The organism is Barnesiella sp. B2-R-119 (assembly GCF_023656675.1).
GTDB classification, from domain to species: domain Bacteria; phylum Bacteroidota; class Bacteroidia; order Bacteroidales; family Barnesiellaceae; genus Barnesiella; species Barnesiella intestinihominis.
The window spans coordinates 170,887-188,446 of sequence record NZ_JAMOKL010000001.1 but is presented as its reverse complement, the minus strand read 5'-3'; the positions used below and the strand labels follow the sequence as shown (position 1 = coordinate 188,446).

Here is a 17,560-nt window from a genome sequence, read left to right as displayed (position 1 = left end):
TAAAATAATGGCAAAAGAGTTGAAAGATTTGACCAAGCGTGCCGATAATTATTCTCAGTGGTACAACGACTTGGTTGTGAAAGCCGATTTAGCGGAGCAATCGGCAGTACGGGGGTGCATGGTAATAAAGCCCTATGGATATGCGATTTGGGAAAAAATGCAACGTCAGCTCGACGATATGTTTAAGGCGACAGGACATGTAAATGCTTATTTTCCGTTGTTGATACCCAAGTCGTTTTTGAGCCGGGAAGCCGAGCATGTCGAAGGATTTGCCAAAGAATGCGCCGTGGTTACACACTACCGGTTAAAAAATGCAGCCGACGGTTCGGGCGTGGTCGTAGACCCGTCTGCTAAATTGGAAGAGGAATTGATTATCCGTCCTACTTCTGAAACAATTATTTGGAATACTTATAAGAACTGGATACAATCCTATCGCGATTTACCTATTTTGTGTAATCAGTGGGCAAACGTGTTCCGTTGGGAAATGCGCACCCGCCTGTTTTTGCGCACTGCCGAATTTTTGTGGCAAGAGGGACACACGGCACATGCTACTCGTGAAGAAGCCGAAACCGAAGCTCGTCGAATGCTTGATGTTTATGCCGATTTTGCCGAGAATTTTATGGCTGTACCGGTAGTGAAAGGTGTCAAGTCGGCCAACGAGCGATTTGCAGGTGCTCTCGATACTTATACGATCGAGGCGATGATGCAAGATGGAAAAGCGTTGCAGTCGGGAACTTCTCATTTCTTGGGACAGAACTTTGCTAAGGCCTTCGACGTTCAGTTTATCAATAAGAATAATGAACTCGAATACGTATGGGCTACCTCTTGGGGCGTTTCTACTCGTTTGATGGGTGCACTTATCATGACCCATTCCGATGATAACGGGTTGGTATTGCCACCGAAGTTGGCTCCTATACAGGTGGTTATTATTCCTATCTATAAGAATGCAGAGCAGTTGCAAGCTATCGATGCGAAGGCGAACGAAATTGCCGATAAGCTGCGAGCTATGGGAATATCCGTAAAATATGACAATGCCGATAACAAGCGTCCGGGATTCAAGTTTGCCGATTATGAGTTAAAGGGAGTACCTGTACGTTTGGTTATGGGTGGCCGTGATCTCGAAAACGGAACTGTCGAGGTGATGCGCCGCGATACGTTGGAGAAGGAGACCATGTCTGTCGAGAATATAGAGCAGGTGGTAAAAACATTGCTCGACGAGATACAAGCTAATATTTTCCAAAAGGCTCTTAAATATCGTCAGGAACATACGATTACAGTCGACAGCTATGATGAGTTTAAAGAGAAAATCGAGGAAGGTGGCTTTATTCTCGCTCACTGGGACGGAACCACCGAAACGGAGGAACGTATTAAGGAAGAGACGAAAGCGACGATTCGCTGTATCCCGTTCGATGGCGATACGACTCCGGGTGTTTGCATGGTTACCGGAAAACCTTCGGCTCGTCGGGTTTTGTTCGCCCGTTCATATTAAGGGTCTTTATTTGGTAAATGTATAGAAAAGTAGACGACTGTTTGAATTTACTCAAACAGTCGTCTACTTTTTAACTTTCGTTGAGTTCTACCACTGGAATCCTATTTTAACTTGGAACTTATTTCTTGTCCATAGTTCATCTTCAAAAGTATTGTTATAATAGTCTTCACCGGTTAATCCTGTGCATTCATGGTGTATGAATCCTATACCCACGCAAAATTTCCATAGTCGTATTCCTATACTGGCATCGCAATAGAATCCGGAGTATTCGTCTATATTGTATGCATAACCGAGGGATAAACTGACGTATGGTTCTATCTTTTTAGCTACTGGATAGTATCCTTTTAAGTTGATGAATAAAGGTATATTGGAGGTCTCACATAGCCAATCTTTATATCTGTCGTGATAAAACCACAGGTCGCCGTATTCTATACCGATTCCCGCTCCGGCAAACAGGTATTTGTTAATACGTATGCCGTGAGTTGTCGTTAAAGAGAGGCAAATATCGTCACCTGCATAACCTAAGTAGATGTCTCCTTGATAGCGGGGATATCCTTTTTCGGGAATTTTCTTTTCAGGAACGAATAATGTTTGAGTAGTAGTCGATTCTCCTTGAATGATTTGAGCCGAAGAAAACAGAGGGAGCCATATCAGACAGAATGAAAGGAAGAGTAATTTTTTCATGATGCAATGTATTATTCTGTGAGGGTGAAAGAATCGTTATTTTTTTATGGCGTCAGTATTTTTACTTTTGTTTCCGTAGTTGATAAAGTCGAGCATCCACAAGTCTTCCCGTGTAGCAGGACGTATTTTGCTATAACGAGCAGGGAATCCTTCGATGTTTACTTCGATATATTGGGCAGTCATACGGGTGTTCATCAAAGCACCGACAATGATGTCTGCGTCATGATGTTTTTGAAAGGCCGACAGTGCTAATGCTCTGGCATTTTGAAGGTCGACAGTACCGTCATGGTCGAATCGGAATGTAGTGTCGCATTTTGTTTGGCTTACTTCTAATTCGGCGATTTGGGGTGCAGTGATAACCTCGGATTGGGGATCGACCATACGTCCCTGAGAAGTTTTTTTCTCTGTGATTATTTTTCTGGTTGTTCCTTGTGCGGAAACATTGAGGACATTTGCGAGTAGGATGGTTCCTACCATCAAGTAAGATGTTTTTTTCATAAGGCTGAATTTAATGTTCGTTGCCCGCCAACTCCGATCGGGCATAATAAAAGAAGAAAACGCAGAGTTGTCCGCCTGTTCTGAACTTTAAATATGGCGAAGCGTTTTCGTCGAGTAATTTTTATCGCCCAGTAGCAACACTACTTGTTGTCATGAAAATGATGATACTGCGATATCGACCTGCAAATTAATAAAATTTAAATGAGAAAAAGATGTGGATTATTTGTAATGTGTTGATTTTTAAATATTATATAAAGAATAGAGCACTTTGGAGTATACCTGTTTTTATAAAAAAAGTGAATGATATGCAAGTTTTTTTATTCATTTCAACAATATTCGTTTTTTGATACTGTTGCACCTTTGGCTTCTTTTTTTCGGATAATATTTACAATGAAGAGATAAAGAAAGACGGTATGAGTGTAGTATTGTAGAGTATATCTTGATACATGGAATAATGAAAAGGAGTGTCGAATTCTTTCTTATTGCCGGTTTGTGCCCATTTTAGTATCACGCCTTCTTTATCGAAGTAGATAGAAATGATATGATTGGACAATATGACAGCTTTTACGCCATCTTTCAATGGTTTATGTTCAGCATCAAACCAAGTGACATTGAAGATGTTCACAAGCCCGGTAGGTTTTAAAATTGCTTTGATCATACCGGTTTCCCATTGATCTTGGAATCTTTGTGCTCCATTGACGTAAAGGAGCAGAATATGCTGTTGAGTAGAAATTGCAGCGAGTTGATAATTCCCGCCTAATCGAATATTGTCCGAGGCAGAAACGGATTGTAGAGGTTCGTAAAAACCTTCAATTTCGTTTGTGCTTATATTCAAATATTCATATAATTTGTCGGCTGTCAGAAAGACTTTTCGCTCTATATATTCAACCGGAGAAAGGGACCAGTTTTTCATTTTTATTTTCGCTCCGCTTCCTATATAGACTCCTGCCGAACTTCCGAAGAGTCTGTCGTCGTGGCAGATTCCTATGCGGCATTCCCGCTCTTTTCCGATGAATATTTCGTATCCTCCGTTAACGGGAACAACGTGTATGCGGTTGTAATCTGTTTCGGGATTGATATATGGGGAAGACAATGTATTCCACGGCGCATGGAAGATTGTATCTCCCTCGGCAACAGTGATGATGCTGTATTGTAATTCGGGAATATGGTAGCCGTATGGATCCGGGTTGCCGGCTCGGAGAAGCAATGCGTGGAAATTTGAAGAATCGCCATATCCCCATACCACTCCCCATACAGTTTTTTCTACATATCCGGCTTTTGTGATTGTCCCTGTTTGGTTTTGCCGATATACCGGATATTTTTTGTTTTCCCGATTATTTCGATTGGCAATGTCCAACGATAAAGAAGGACGAAACCCTTCTCCCGGGTGTATATCGGTTTCGGTTACGTTGACGATATCTTTTTCGGCTTGATAATTGTAATCGGATAGAATACTGTCTTGGAAAATTGCCTGACGAAAGTTGTCTTTACCTGTGTACCATGTTTGGGCAATGCATTGTCCAATAGAGAATACGCATAAAAAGGTTATGAGGAGCAGACGTGTATTCATACTCATACGATTTGAGGATTATAGATAAAATCTGTCTGTTTCCTCAAAGGTATGAAAATAACTGTAAAATTATCGGGAAAGAGAAAAATTTATCTTTCTATTTGTTTTTCTCTTGCGGATCATTGTACAAAGGAGACGAGTTGGCATTGTTGTTCATAATTTTAGTCCAATCTTTGACCATTTTTTTACTCGTTTTGCAATCGTCGGCTATATTGATAGCTACACCGGAGTAAATAGACGACTCGTCGTTTTTTTTCTTTGTACTCTTTTTCTTTACTTTTGCCATAGTTGATATTTTTAGTCGTTCAATATACCATATTTACCCTTGTTGAAATCTTCGAAGGCTTGAACCAATTCTTTTTGTGTGTTCATTACGAATGGCCCGTATGCTGCGATAGATTCTTTTAAGGGCTCTCCTGAAACTATTAATACAACGCTATTTTTCGATGCAGTGATTGAGAATGTTTCTCCTTCGTATGCAAATAGCAATAAATGGTCTGCTTTTACATCGATAGATTCATTTATATAGATGTTCCCTTCGATGACTAATAAAAAGGTTGTATAATCTTTGGGGAAGGAAAATTCGGCTTTATCACCTTGTGTGAGTCGGGCATTCATTAAATGAATCGGAGAGAATGTCATTGCCTTTCCTTTTTTCCCTGCATATTCTCCGGCGATTATTTCTATATAGCTATTATTCCCCGATAGATAGACTCGTTCGAAATCATTGGACGCTAAGGCTTGATAACGAGGTTTCTCTTCTTTGTACTTCCGTGGCAGGTTTACCCATAGTTGTACCATTTGAAAATCACCGCCTTCCCGAGCCCATTCTTCTTCGTAATATTCCTTATGGAGGACTCCCGAAGCCGCCGTCATCCATTGAACATCACCTTCACCGATAACTCCTGCATTTCCGGCACTATCGTGATGGGCGATCCGGCCTTTGTAGGCTAAGGTTACGGTTTCGAATCCCTTATGCGGGTGAACTCCTACACCTTTGGGTTTCGAACTTGCTTCGACATGCTGTTTGGCATTGTAGTCGAGCATCAGGAATGGGTCCATACGCTTCATGTCCAGCCCCTTTACACTAGGAATGAATTGGTGTACCTTGAATCCGTCGCCGACCATGTGAGAGGCCGGCGGGGTAAATATTGCTTCTATACGTTTTAATTTCATGATTACTGTTTTGAATAATAACAAATATGTAGTGATGAAAGTTCTTTGTGGGTGAAAAGTATAAAGGGGAAATTATATGTTTACATTATTGTTTCTCTACCTTTCGGGAATGTGAGTATATTAATTATATTTCAATTGTTATACCAATAATAATTATTTCTCGTGTCTTACAGCATATCCATAAGATATGATAACAATGAAACACAATAGAGGTATTAGGAATGACACATTAACGGCCGGCATGCCAAACAATGTCTTGCAGTCAATAATGGAAGCCTGCAATGGCGGTAATATCGAGCCTCCCAATATAGCCATAATAAGACCCGCAGCCCCGAATTTTGCATCATCTCCCATTCCTTTCAGAGCAATTCCATATATAGTAGGGAACATAAGTGACATACATGCAGACACTCCTACCAGACAATATAGGCCATATATACCATCAATAAATATTACGCCTGTGGTCAAGATTGTGGCAGCTACGGAAAGCGTCGCCAGAAGTGCCCCAGGATTAAAATATCTAAGAATGAAAGTACATATGAAACGGCTTATGCAGAATATTACCATTGCTATAATGTTGTATTTTTGTGAAAGGACCTCAGCATCAATCTCCTCCATTCCCTGAGCCATGAACAATCTTGTGCCGTATTGTATGATAAATGTCCAGCACATAATTTGTGCACCTACATAGAAGAACTGTGCTATAACTCCATATCTATATCTTTTTCTTGAAAATATTCGCTTCAAAGTAGAAATGAAATCAATGGAATGAGACTGGTCGGCGTTTTTAGGCATTCTAGCGACCATTATCACCACGAACATCATAAGTATTACAATACCGACGGTGAGATAGGGTGCTATAAGTACAGACAAGTCTGAATCTCTTATAGCCTCGAATTCAGCCTGTCCCAACTGAGCCCTTTCTGCCGTATCCATCGGATTAAGCTTGTTCTGTATGAAGTTCATCGCCACATACATACCCATCAATGAGCCTATGGGATTGAAAGCCTGTGCCAGATTAAGGCGGCGTGTAGCTGTTTCTTCCGTACCCATCGAAAGAATATATGGATTACAGCTTGTTTCCAGAAACGATAGCCCGCAAGTCATTATGAAATAGGCCAGTAGGAACGGATGATAGTCCCCGGTAAGTTTTGCCGGGAAAAAGGATAGTGCCCCGATGGCATAAAGTCCCAGCCCCATCAGTACCCCGGCTTTATAACTATATTTTCTTATAAACATTGCCGCAGGAAAAGCCATCGCAAAATATCCCCCATAGAAGGCCACCTGCACCAATGCACCGTCGGTGACGCTCATTCTGAATATTTTTGAGAAAGCTTTTACCATAGGATTGGTTATATCGTTTGCAAATCCCCAAAGAGCAAAGCACATAGTTATCAATATAAAGGGCAAAAGATAACTTACCCCATCTTTACTGATAAGAGATAGTTTCATGGTTAGTTAGATTTTAATATAATATTCGTATTAGGTATAGTAGTTAATATAGATGAAACATTCTTTCCATCTGTTTCCACTTGTCAGAAGAAGTAGAACCGGGTAGTGCACTCTGGAATATTGACATATAGTCTTCCCATTCCTGCTGCCGAGGTAAAGCAGACAGTTTTTCCATTGCCGAATCCCAATCAAAATTCAATGGAGTTTCTACGATCATAAACAATCTTGTCCCCCAAATATATATTTCCATTTCGAGTATGCCTACGCTTTTTATACCTTCTATGATTTCGGGCCATATCTTTTCTCTGCTGTGGTTCAGCTTGTATTCACTTATCAGCTCTGGATTGTCTTTTAGGTCAAGAGTCTGACAATATCTCTTTACCTCACATCTATATTTCTTTTGGGTATATCCTATATTTTTCATAATAAAAAACAGTAATTTATTTGAATGTATTCATCTGTACCTTGATATTGCCTATGGCAGTAGCTTCTACTGGGCCTGCTTCCACTTCAAGTCCTGTAAATATTGACGTTAGCTTGTTCAGGTATTTGTTCTGAGACCCTCCGCCTATAATTTGAATTTTCTTTATGGGGGACGGTAACAGTTTGTTAATATCTTCTATTCCCTTTCTGTATCTTTCGGCCAAAGACATCAAAACACATTTTACAAACTCTTCTTGGGACTCGGGAATCTGCTGTCCGGTTTCACGGCAGTAGTCGGATATTGCAGAAGCCATGTTTGCTGGACAGACAAAACGTGCATCATCTACATCAATCACTGATGAAAGCGCTGTGTTTTCTGCGGCAGGAATCAGCACATCATATTGGGTGCATTTACCTTCGTCAGCCCATTCCGACATCAGTTTCTGCAAAATCCACAAACCTGTTATGTTTTGCAGGAAACAAATCTTTCCGTCCACGCCACCTTCGTTGGTAAATCCGTTTACTCTCGCTTCTTCGGAAAGTATCGGATTATCGGTTACAACACCTAAGAGAGACCATGTTCCGGAACTAAGGAATGCAGTAACCCCGTCCTCTTTTTCTTCGGGTACTGCATACACAGCACTTGCCGTATCGTGTGACGCTACTGCCACCACTTTCACATCATAGTCTATACCAAGTTCCTCTTTAATCTCCGGTTTCAGCATACCACGGTCTTCACCGGGCATGACTATATCACAGAAGATATGCTTGGGAAGCCCCAGTTCGCATATAAGACTGTAATTCCACTTACGGTTCTTTATATCCATTAACTCCGATGTAGAGGCTATACTGTATTCGTTGTTGGCCACTCCGGTGAGATAGTAGCTGAAAAGGTCCGGCATGAAGAGAAGCTTATCTGCCACAGAAAGCATACTGCTGTCTTCCATCTTCATGGCATACAGCTGGAAAAGTGTATTGATATCCATTACCTGAGTTCCAGAAACGGAATAATGCTCCTTTCTGTCTATCATAGAAAACACTTTTTCTGGCATACCTTCTGTACGCAGGTCTCTGTAACATACAGGGTTCCCTAAAAGGTTTCCGTTCCTGTCTATTAATCCGAAATCCACCCCCCAAGTGTCTATACCTATACTCAATATACGATAACCTTTGTCTACGGCCATTCTTAGTCCCTTCTTCATATCTTCGAATAAGGCAAGGAAATCCCAGTAGATATGTCCACCCATACGTACCTGGCGGTTCTGAAAACGGTAAATCGTATCAAGTTCAAGTCTACCTTCGGAGGTGTACCCGGCAATTACTCTGCCACTACCTCCCCCGAAGTCAACTGCTATATACGCATCTGTCATTTTGTTTTCTTTCCTAATACGTAAGTTTCCAAATCAGCTATTTCCTTCTTGGACAGAGTCATGTATTCACCCTTTGTAAGGATAATTATACGGCAAGCCATTTCGAAGAACATAGCCCTTTCGAATGCTTGGTCGAAATCCTTTCCGCATACTACCTGTCCATGTTTTTTCAGCAATACGGAGTTGTGATCTTTCATTGCGGCAATCACAGCCTCAGCCAGTTCCTTAGAGCCCGGACGATAATAAGGGATTACAGGAATTTCCTCACCTACATGACATGGAACCTCGGCCGTAACATTGAAGTCCTTTGGAGTTTCCTTCATGCAAGCTACAACAGTGGCATAAGGAGACTGAAAGTGAAGAACCACGTTCACATCTGGTCTTTCTTTGAGTACTCCCATATGGAATACACTTTCCATTGAAGGTTTTACACCGTTTAGCACTTCTCCTGTTTCAAGATTGCAGATGGAAACCTTTTCCTTCAGAAGTGAAGGAACCCATGAACCGGTCCCTGATACAAGGATTTTATCACCGACTCTCCATGATATATTTCCGCTACTGCAAACTGTAAGACCGGCATCACCCACACGATGAGCCTCAGCTATAAACTTTTCTATATGTTCGTTGGTTATCATAAAACTTTCTTATATAAATCCAAAATAATTTCTTCTGTAACTTCTTGTGGATTTCCTGGGGTACATACATCGGCAAATGCAGCCTTTGCCAATACCGGAAGGTCTTCTTCCTTGATACCTAGTTCCGACAAATGCTGAGGGATACCTACTCTTACCGACAGTTCTTTTACTGCTTTTACGGCAGCAGCGGCAGCCTCTTCCTTGCTCATTCCAGCAGAATAAACATTCAAGGCTTTTGCTATATCGACATATTTGTCAAGGGCTGCCGGAGCATTGAACTCCATGATGGTAGGAAGGAGCAGAGCATTTGCTACGCCATGAGGTATGTCGAATATTGCACCAAGAGGGTGAGCCATGCCATGAACCACACCGAGGCCAACATTCGAGAATGCCATTCCCGCTATATACTGAGCCACAGCCATTCCGTTTCGTGCATCAGCATTACCGGGCTCGTTTACGACTGTTTCCAGATAACGGTTAATCATTTCTATGGCCTTTATTTCGAACATGTCGCTCATTTCCCATGCGTTCTTGGTTATAAGACCTTCTATGGCATGAGTGAGAGCGTCAAGACCCGTAGAAGCTGTCAGGCTCTTAGGAAGGGTATACATCAGTTCTGCATCAACAATAGCGATGGCAGGAATATCGTTAGGGTCTACACAAACCATCTTCTTGTGGTTCTCCTCGTCGGTGATTACATAGTTTATGGTTACCTCGGCTGCAGTGCCGGCAGTAGTGGGAAGAGCTATGATAGGAACCGACTTCTTCTTCGTATCTGCTACACCTTCAAGCGAAACTACGTCACTGAATTCCGGATTGTTTGTAATTATACCTATAGCTTTGGCTGTGTCCATTGAAGAACCACCACCGATGGCAATGATGAAATCCGCCCCCGAAGCTGCATAAGCTCGCAGTCCGGCCTTTACATTGGATACAGTAGGATTAGGCTTGATTTCGCTGAAAACCTCATAAGGAATACTGGCTTCACGAAGTACGGAAAGTACTTTTTCGGCAACACCAAATTTGATAAGATCTTTGTCAGTAGCTACAAAAGCCTTGTGAAGACCCAACCGTGCAATTTCCTTTGGAAGGACTTCCCTGGCTCCCGGCCCGAAGTATGACACTTCGTTCAATATAAATCTGTTAATCATAAGTTCGTTCTTTTTTAAGTTTAGGGTTGCCGGTTAAAACCCGACAACCCGTATATATTCATGTAATATTTTATTTATAGATAGGACCGTAGTTCTGGCATGCCCGATAGTCCGATCCTTCCTTGTCCATACCGAAAGCATTCCAAGCCGAAGGACGGAAAATCTTATCTTCGTCTACATTGTGCATACATACAGGGATACGCAGAATAGAGGCCAAAGTAATCAAGTCCTGTCCAATGTGGCCATAGCTTATAGCACCATGATTCGCACCCCAGTTGTTCATTACAGAATAGACATCTTTGAAGGCCGGCTTATCGCAAAGACGAGGAACGAACCATGTAGTAGGCCACGTACGGTCTGTACGCTCATCAAGAGCCTTGTGAATTTTAGGGTCTATTTCTACTGTCCAGCCTTCTGCAATTTGAAGTACAGGCCCAAGTCCCTTGACAAGGTTAAGACGGCTCATGGTAACAGGCATTCCACCTTTTGACAGGAAGTTTGAAGAGAAACCACCACCGCGGAAATAGTCCCTGTTGGCAGGATACCATGTAGTGGCTTCGAGACATTTTTCGACTTCTGCATCGGTAATCTCCCATGAAGGTTTCATTACAGGATTTCCTTCTACATCTGTCTGCTGTCCTGTACCGTCAAGAGTAGTGGCGCCCGAGTTGATAAGGTGAATAATACCGTTCTCTGCCAGACCGGTCAGTTCCACTCCTGTTACACGTTTCACGGCTTCGGGACTCCAATAAGTACGTACATCGGAGAATATTTGAGCACGGTTTGTAAGCAAGTGTCCGAACAGCATTGCAACACCATTGCAAGCATCGTTTTCAGTAGCCACTACATAAGCCTCGCGAATACCGTTCCAGTCGAAAGAAGTGTTGAGCAGAGCCTCCGAGAAGTCTCCGTTAGGATAGAAGTCGGTCCACTGGCGCTGTCCCTGGAAACCGGCGGCTATCGCATTATGTCCAAGAGCCTCTTCCTTGAATCCAAGTTCTCTCAGTTTGGGATTACCGGTCATCAGGTCACGCATGATTATAGTCATCTTGACAATGAATTCCCAGTCTTTGTCTTTCTGTTCGCGAGTCTTTACCTTTTCAGGAATATTATAGTCATGGCCTTCGTTCTTCTTGCAGTGTTTCTCTGTCCATGCCATAGCCTTTTCAAACTCATCTTTGTCATAGATACCCTCTGTCATGCGACGGATAATTTCAGTAAGGTCTACCGACTCGCATCTCATGCCCAAATATTCCTGAAAGAAATCGGGGTTGACTATAGAACCTGCAATACCCATCGAGACACTACCCATTGATAAGTAAGACTTGCCTCTCATAGTGGCTACTGCCTGAGCCGCACGTGCAAATTGCAAGATTTTTTCAGCTACATCCTTAGGAATAGTATTGTCTTCGATATCCTGTACATCATGCCCGTATATTCCGAAAGCAGGCAATCCCTTCTGTGCATGTCCGGCCAATACGGCTGCAAGATATACCGCGCCCGGTCTTTCGGTTCCGTTGAATCCCCATACAGCTTTCGGATAATGGGGGGTCATGTCCATTGTTTCTGCGCCATAGCACCAGCATGAAGTGACGGTAATGGTGGAGCCGACGCCTTCGCGCTCGAATTTCTCTGCACATGTGGCACTTTCTGCCACACGTCCTATAGTGCCATCTGCTATCACACATTCAACAGGACTTCCGTCGCCATTCCTCAGATTAGAGGAAATAAGTTCTGCCACTGCTTTTGCCAGATTCATCGTCTTTTCTTCAAGACTTTCACGAACGCCACCCTGACGGCCGTCGATAACGGGACGAATCCCGATTTTAGGATACTTTTTCATTGCCTTTTTTATTTTAAAGTTAATATAATTCTGTTTTATAATATGATTATTAGCTCTTTATCTATGCTGAACTGTGCTGATTTTATGGCAAAAAAATTCAATCGGCCGCCTACACCGAGTTTCTGATGTGTACATCTGTTGGAAGATACTCCTGTATAGGTTCCCCGTCGGTTATAAATTTTGCGGCCTTTGCCCCCATCGATTTCCAGTCTACACTCAATGAGGTTATGCCAACATCTATTACCTCGTATGCCGGAGTCTCGTTATAAGCTATCACTCCGAAATCTTTGCCACATACCATATTCTGTTTTCTGCTCTGTTTGATGATGTCCACCACATCGGTCTGCTTTATCACTATGTATGCCACATTCCTTTCTATTTCTCCTATTTCCTCGTCGTTTATTACCTCCGAGACGATGTCATTGTCATAACAGAAACTTTTGAAACTCTCAATCGAGGCCTTAGGATGTTTTGAGCTTTCGGGAAATTGGAAAACGATTTTTCTATATTTTTTCAACTTGTCCAGCAATTGTGACAATGCGTTATAAAACGCCGTGTCGAAATTCTGGCAAATATATGAATAGTTTTTCTTGTCGAATTTCCCGAAATCCAGTAGCAACAACTTTGACGGCGTGATCTTGTGCAGCAGGGGAGAGAACTTCTCGTTATCGAAGTTCATGACGACATAATAGTTATATCTTCCTATGGCATCATGCATGATGATATTGAATATGCGTTCGTTATACTGATGAAACCAAAGGTCTACTTTATAAGACTGCGAGAGTTTCTTGATAAAGCTATTGTATAATGTGTTCTTGAAAGCGGAATATTCGTCCAGCAGCAGCAAGATGTTCTTCTGTCTGTTGATGACATAATAGCCCTTGCCCGGAGTGGAATCTATCAGCCTCTTTTCGCGTAGATCTAGAAAGGCCTTGAAAACGGTATCCCTAGAAACATTATAGGTCTTGCTGAGGTAGTTTATCGAAGGCAGACCTGTGTCTGTCTTGTATTTACCCAACGCGATATCCTGTGATATCATGTCCGACAACTGCTTTACCTTAGTGGAATGATGACCGAAGTTTGCCTTTTCACTCATGTTCTTTCAACTGTGCTGAACTGTTCTGAGGCAAAGGAATGAAAAAATATTTATCAGAGCAAAAAATTATATATGTTAAAAAACATAAGTTGCATGATGAAGTACTTTATATATCAGTATTATATGTACAAGTGTTATTCTCATTAATGCGATGACTGATTATGGGAAGAAGAGATGAAAGAATTTTGTCGTGTGTCTTTATGGCAATAGTTCGTTATCACTTTTTAAATGGTGAATCGAAGTTGATTTTCAACTACTGGCTCGCATTAATAGGTAAAAAATATTTTTATAGTTCATTTTTTCATTACATTTGCATACAAAACGAAACAAAAACAATATAGAACGAAACGCACGATTAAATCTAATTCAAAAATAAAGAAAGATGCTAAAAAAAATTATTGACTTTTATCGGGCTTTACCTCCGGCAGAAAGGCCCGTGTCATTAACTGATGAAGAGGCTGTGAAGCTGACAAAGAAATTGAGACTACAAAGTTTTTTTGCCGGGACATTGGGGTATAGCCTTTATTATGTTTGCCGTACGGGACTAAATGTGGTAAAGACACCTATCGTTGAAAGCGGAATGTTGAATGATCAGCAATTGGGTATTGTCGGTTCGGCTCTCCTTTTTGCGTATGCTATTGGAAAATTTGTCAATAGTTTTATGGCCGACCACTCTAATATTAAGCGATTTATGGCAACCGGACTAATTGTCTCGTCGGTCGCTAACCTTATTGTAGGGTTATTAGGTATGACGAGTGGGTTAGCCGGGCTATCGTCTATGGCGTTTTTTGTCTGCTTTTTTATTATGTGGGCGATAAACGGTTGGTCTCAATCGATGGGGGCTGGTCCTGCCATTATTGCATTATCTCGCTGGTTTCCGCCGAAAGAGCGAGGAACTTATTATGGATTTTTCAGTGCCAGTCATAATTTAGGAGAGTTTTTATCTTTTATATTCGTTGGGTCTGTTGTAGGTTGGCTCGGGTGGCAAGCCGGTTTTGTCGGTTCTTTTATAGCAGGTGCAATAGGAGTCGTTATTATTATTTTCTTTTTACATGATAGTCCGGAAAGTAGAGGGCTTCCTCATGTAGGAAATCCGCCGAAAGAATCGACCAATAAGGCTCAGAAAGGTGTATTGAAGAATCCGTACGTTTGGATTTTGGCGTTGGCCAGTGCGTTTATGTATGTTAGCCGATATGCGGTGAACAGTTGGGGAGTACGTTTCTTGGAGATGGAAAAAGGGTATTCGTTGGAGTTGGCAACTACGGTGATTGGCATAAATGCTCTGTTAGGAATATTCGGAACTGTGCTTTCTGGCTGGTTTTCCGATAAATTTTTTAAAGGGAAAAGAAATATGCCGGCCTTTATTTTCGGTGTGCTCAATACGATTGCATTGACCTTATTCCTGTTGGGAGGAGATAGCCTTGTACTCAATGTGATAAGTATGATTCTTTTCGGTATCGCTATCGGGGTACTGATTTGTTTCTTGGGAGGGTTGATGGCTGTCGATATTGTTCCTCGTAATGCGACCGGTGCGGCATTAGGTGTCGTTGGTATGGCGAGTTATATTGCAGCCGGTTTACAAGATGTGATATCGGGTACACTAATAGAGAATTTTAAGGTTGTATCCGATGGTGTTGTGACGTATGATTTTTTACCGGTTTCTATTTTCTGGATAGGGGCTTCGATTTTATCATTCGTTTTAGCTTTGTTCGTATGGAATGTTAAGCCGGCGGAGTAATTATATTTTACTATCGACAAAAAAAGCTGACACGATTTTACGTGTCAGCTTTTTTTTGTTTGTATTTGTATGAGATTATTTACCGGGAGAGGTTTCATTCGATTCATTTGCCGGGCTTGAAGTTGGTGTGTTCGGTGTGGTTTCTTCCCAATGGAATGGTTCGAATTGGCTATCGCTGTTTGTCCAACTGGGTTTGCGAGATGAATAAATAATAAATGGTGCGATAACGACTATCAGGGCTCCTATAATGAGAACAGAAAACCATACGGCATTACTGCCGACCGATATTTGACTGGGGGGAATAAAACTTAGAACGAAGGCAAGAAGCGAACCGCAGAATCCCAATCCTCCTATGAACCACATTAATCCGTTGCCTTTGTTTCCTATTCGGAATGGGCGATTGGTTTTTTTCATATTGTATCGTAGATAAATTGCGGCAGAGAACATTAACATATACATAATCAGATAAAGAACTACCGTTAACTGAGACATGATTTGGTAAAAACTTTGTACCGAAGGCATAATAACGAATAATAGACTTAATAATGTAACTGCACCTCCTTGTAAATAAAGAATATTTTTCTGTACTCCTATTTTATTGGTTTTTTGGAAAAAAGGAGGAAGGTATCCGGCACGGCCTACTGCGAAGATACCTTTTGACGGACCGGCTACCCAAGTCAGTACTCCGGCTAAAACACCGAATGCAAGAGCTATGGCTATTATGGGGGATAGCCAAGACGCTTTAATAAAGTTGAAATAGTTGTCGAATCCGACTAAAAGACTTTGTGTTAGGTTGATATCTTTTTGAGGGATAATGATCCCGAGGGCGAATGTACCTAAAACAAAGATTAGGACTGTAATGGCGGAGCCTATGAAAACGGCTTTGGGATAATTTTTAGACGGATTATTTATATCTTTTACGTGTATACCGCCCATCTCCATTCCGGCATAGAATAAGAAGATACTGGCGGCTAAAACGAGATTGTCGAAATTGGTGAAATCGGGGAGGAAGTTGCCTGAAAAATCCATTTGTGATTTACCTCCCATTAGTAGATATACAATTGCCAAAATGACTAAAAGTCCGGCGGGAATGATCGTACCGACCAAACCGCCTATTTTGGCGACTTTCCCTACCCAGCCTAAACCTTTCAATGAGATGAATGTCGCTAGCCAATAAATGAATAGTACGACCGCTAATGTGTAGAAACGGTTGGAGGCCAATAACATGTCCCCTGTATGATCCATGCCTATAAATGCAATGGCGACAGCTCCAAAGGTTAGTACGGTAGGATACCAAATGGTACTTTCTATCCATTGTAACCAAATGGCAAGGAATCCGGCTTTTTTACCGAATGCTTCTCCTACCCAACGAAAGACCCCGCCTTGCTTGTCTTGAAACATGGCAGCCAGTTCGGCTGCGACTAACGCCGTAGGAATGAGGAATACTAAGGCTGCGAATAGATAATAGAAAGCTGAACTGACTCCATATTCAGCTTCGGCAGGCAGTCCCCGGAGGGATACGACAGCCGTTACATTCATAATTGCAAGCGTAAATACGCCTAATTTTACTGATTTTCCGATGTTTGCCATATTTGTTGATATTAAGTTTACTAATAGGAGCATCTACATTCGTGTAGATAAACAAACGTCGGTCGCTTGTTGTTTTATCGTCGCATAATTTATGAGGAAAGAAAAATGGGAAAAAAGATAATCGGGGGGTGGAGAAATTATGAGTCGAGAATTTATGGCATATTGCACATATTTATTTTATTGTTATCGGTTTTTCTGATTATAACCATATCGATAGATACATTTCGTAACATATCTTTCTTGAATCAAGGGAATTATATGGAAATACAATTATGGATATGCAGTTTCTTTATGTTCGATTTTTGGTTGGAATTTGTTTTATCTGATCATAAATGGAAATATCTTAGAAATCGATTTATCTTTTTTCTCGTATCGATACCTTATTTGAATATATTTTCCTATTTGAATTTAAATTTTTCTTCCGAGACTTATTATTTTCTTCGGTTTATTCCGTTAGTGAGAAGCGGATATGCTTTGGCTATCGTGGTAGGGTGGTTATCCTATAATAAAATATCGAGCTTGTTTATTTCGTATGTTACCATGCTTATGGCGACAGTTTACTTTTCGAGTCTTATATTTTTTGTTTTAGAACATGCCGTTAATCCAATGGTTACTCGGTATACCGATGCTTTGTGGTGGGCTTTTATGGACGTGACGACAGTAGGTTCGAACATCTATGCCGTTACCGCTACCGGAAAGATTCTTTCGGTCGTTTTGGCTGCATTGGGTATGATGATGTTCCCTATTTTTACGGTCTATGTGACGAGCCTATTGCAAAAATTCAATGCACAAGATAAGGAGACACAAAAACCGTAGGCCGGCAGGTATCGGTTTTAGCATCGTCC

Annotated in this window: 16 protein-coding genes; 3 read left to right on the top strand and 13 right to left on the bottom strand. The window is 41.5% G+C overall.

Features of this window, described 5'->3' with window-relative positions:
• Positions 1-7 precede the first annotated feature (7 nt).
• Positions 8-1,489: a proline--tRNA ligase gene (proS, locus tag NBH06_RS00740; protein ID WP_195331731.1), complete on the top strand. Its 1,482-nt coding sequence runs from the start codon at positions 8-10 to the stop codon at positions 1,487-1,489.
• Between the two features lie 87 nt (positions 1,490-1,576).
• Here proS and NBH06_RS00735 read toward each other — a convergent pair whose 3' ends face one another.
• The 12 genes from NBH06_RS00735 to NBH06_RS00680 all read right to left on the bottom strand — a co-directional run bounded on the left by NBH06_RS00735 (position 1,577) and on the right by NBH06_RS00680 (position 13,387).
• Positions 1,577-2,173 carry a hypothetical protein gene (locus NBH06_RS00735; RefSeq protein ID WP_008860820.1) on the bottom strand — a complete coding sequence of 199 codons (597 nt, stop codon included), beginning with the start codon at positions 2,171-2,173 and terminating at the stop codon, positions 1,577-1,579.
• Between the two features lie 36 nt (positions 2,174-2,209).
• Complete coding sequence (locus NBH06_RS00730) at positions 2,210-2,671, bottom strand: hypothetical protein (protein ID WP_147401619.1); 462 nt, start codon at positions 2,669-2,671, stop codon at positions 2,210-2,212.
• Positions 2,672-3,056: 385 nt separating this feature from the next.
• Positions 3,057-4,247, bottom strand: coding sequence for a hypothetical protein (locus tag NBH06_RS00725; RefSeq protein WP_250792287.1), 1,191 nt, complete (start codon positions 4,245-4,247; stop codon positions 3,057-3,059).
• Between the two features lie 91 nt (positions 4,248-4,338).
• Positions 4,339-4,527, bottom strand: a complete 189-nt coding sequence (locus NBH06_RS00720; RefSeq protein ID WP_008860817.1) for a hypothetical protein — start codon at positions 4,525-4,527, stop codon at positions 4,339-4,341.
• 11 nt (positions 4,528-4,538) lie between these two features.
• A complete protein-coding gene (locus NBH06_RS00715; protein ID WP_250792285.1) occupies positions 4,539-5,417 on the bottom strand; it encodes a pirin family protein in 879 nt (292 codons plus the stop codon).
• A 153-nt stretch (positions 5,418-5,570) separates the two neighbouring features.
• Positions 5,571-6,869 (bottom strand): L-fucose:H+ symporter permease, encoded by a 1,299-nt coding sequence (gene fucP, locus NBH06_RS00710; protein WP_046416108.1) that lies wholly within the window; start codon positions 6,867-6,869, stop codon positions 5,571-5,573.
• Between the two features lie 43 nt (positions 6,870-6,912).
• Complete coding sequence (locus NBH06_RS00705; protein ID WP_250792283.1) at positions 6,913-7,293, bottom strand: L-rhamnose mutarotase; 381 nt, start codon at positions 7,291-7,293, stop codon at positions 6,913-6,915.
• Between the two features lie 16 nt (positions 7,294-7,309).
• A complete protein-coding gene (locus NBH06_RS00700; RefSeq protein ID WP_250792281.1) occupies positions 7,310-8,662 on the bottom strand; it encodes a rhamnulokinase in 1,353 nt (450 codons plus the stop codon).
• Positions 8,659-9,297 carry a class II aldolase/adducin family protein gene (locus NBH06_RS00695; RefSeq protein ID WP_250792279.1) on the bottom strand — a complete coding sequence of 213 codons (639 nt, stop codon included), beginning with the start codon at positions 9,295-9,297 and terminating at the stop codon, positions 8,659-8,661. Before NBH06_RS00695 ends, NBH06_RS00700 begins: the two co-directional genes overlap by 4 nt.
• Positions 9,294-10,448 carry a lactaldehyde reductase gene (gene fucO, locus NBH06_RS00690; protein ID WP_250792276.1) on the bottom strand — a complete coding sequence of 385 codons (1,155 nt, stop codon included), beginning with the start codon at positions 10,446-10,448 and terminating at the stop codon, positions 9,294-9,296. Before fucO ends, NBH06_RS00695 begins: the two co-directional genes overlap by 4 nt.
• A gap of 70 nt (positions 10,449-10,518) precedes the next feature.
• The gene (gene fucI, locus NBH06_RS00685) at positions 10,519-12,291 is read right to left on the bottom strand and encodes an L-fucose isomerase (protein ID WP_250792268.1); all 1,773 of its coding nucleotides are present in this window, start codon (positions 12,289-12,291) and stop codon (positions 10,519-10,521) included.
• A 109-nt stretch (positions 12,292-12,400) separates the two neighbouring features.
• Positions 12,401-13,387 (bottom strand): GntR family transcriptional regulator, encoded by a 987-nt coding sequence (locus NBH06_RS00680; RefSeq protein ID WP_046416115.1) that lies wholly within the window; start codon positions 13,385-13,387, stop codon positions 12,401-12,403.
• 382 nt (positions 13,388-13,769) lie between these two features.
• Here NBH06_RS00680 and NBH06_RS00675 point away from each other — a divergent pair, with 382 nt between their 5' ends.
• On the top strand, positions 13,770-15,125 hold the full coding sequence (locus NBH06_RS00675) for an MFS transporter (protein WP_021892176.1): 1,356 nt from the start codon (positions 13,770-13,772) through the stop codon (positions 15,123-15,125).
• A gap of 75 nt (positions 15,126-15,200) precedes the next feature.
• Here NBH06_RS00675 and gadC read toward each other — a convergent pair whose 3' ends face one another.
• Positions 15,201-16,715: a glutamine/gamma-aminobutyrate antiporter GadC gene (gene gadC, locus NBH06_RS00670; protein ID WP_008860814.1), complete on the bottom strand. Its 1,515-nt coding sequence runs from the start codon at positions 16,713-16,715 to the stop codon at positions 15,201-15,203.
• Between the two features lie 105 nt (positions 16,716-16,820).
• Here gadC and NBH06_RS00665 point away from each other — a divergent pair, with 105 nt between their 5' ends.
• Entirely contained in the window at positions 16,821-17,531 is a 711-nt protein-coding gene (locus NBH06_RS00665; protein WP_195241989.1) for a potassium channel family protein, read from the top strand.
• Positions 17,532-17,560: the final 29 nt, after the last annotated feature.

Bases quoted from the DNA above. Each gene is read 5' to 3' on its own strand.
- proS (WP_195331731.1), top strand. From the start codon at position 8: ATGGCAAAAGAGTTGAAAGATTTGACCAAGCGTGCCGATAATTATTCT.
- NBH06_RS00735 (WP_008860820.1), bottom strand. From the start codon at position 2,173: ATGAAAAAATTACTCTTCCTTTCATTCTGTCTGATATGGCTCCCTCTG.
- NBH06_RS00730 (WP_147401619.1), bottom strand. From the start codon at position 2,671: ATGAAAAAAACATCTTACTTGATGGTAGGAACCATCCTACTCGCAAAT.
- NBH06_RS00725 (WP_250792287.1), bottom strand. From the start codon at position 4,247: ATGAGTATGAATACACGTCTGCTCCTCATAACCTTTTTATGCGTATTC.
- NBH06_RS00720 (WP_008860817.1), bottom strand. From the start codon at position 4,527: ATGGCAAAAGTAAAGAAAAAGAGTACAAAGAAAAAAAACGACGAGTCG.
- NBH06_RS00715 (WP_250792285.1), bottom strand. From the start codon at position 5,417: ATGAAATTAAAACGTATAGAAGCAATATTTACCCCGCCGGCCTCTCAC.
- fucP (WP_046416108.1), bottom strand. From the start codon at position 6,869: ATGAAACTATCTCTTATCAGTAAAGATGGGGTAAGTTATCTTTTGCCC.
- NBH06_RS00705 (WP_250792283.1), bottom strand. From the start codon at position 7,293: ATGAAAAATATAGGATATACCCAAAAGAAATATAGATGTGAGGTAAAG.
- NBH06_RS00700 (WP_250792281.1), bottom strand. From the start codon at position 8,662: ATGACAGATGCGTATATAGCAGTTGACTTCGGGGGAGGTAGTGGCAGA.
- NBH06_RS00695 (WP_250792279.1), bottom strand. From the start codon at position 9,297: ATGATAACCAACGAACATATAGAAAAGTTTATAGCTGAGGCTCATCGT.
- fucO (WP_250792276.1), bottom strand. From the start codon at position 10,448: ATGATTAACAGATTTATATTGAACGAAGTGTCATACTTCGGGCCGGGA.
- fucI (WP_250792268.1), bottom strand. From the start codon at position 12,291: ATGAAAAAGTATCCTAAAATCGGGATTCGTCCCGTTATCGACGGCCGT.
- NBH06_RS00680 (WP_046416115.1), bottom strand. From the start codon at position 13,387: ATGAGTGAAAAGGCAAACTTCGGTCATCATTCCACTAAGGTAAAGCAG.
- NBH06_RS00675 (WP_021892176.1), top strand. From the start codon at position 13,770: ATGCTAAAAAAAATTATTGACTTTTATCGGGCTTTACCTCCGGCAGAA.
- gadC (WP_008860814.1), bottom strand. From the start codon at position 16,715: ATGGCAAACATCGGAAAATCAGTAAAATTAGGCGTATTTACGCTTGCA.
- NBH06_RS00665 (WP_195241989.1), top strand. From the start codon at position 16,821: ATGGGAAAAAAGATAATCGGGGGGTGGAGAAATTATGAGTCGAGAATT.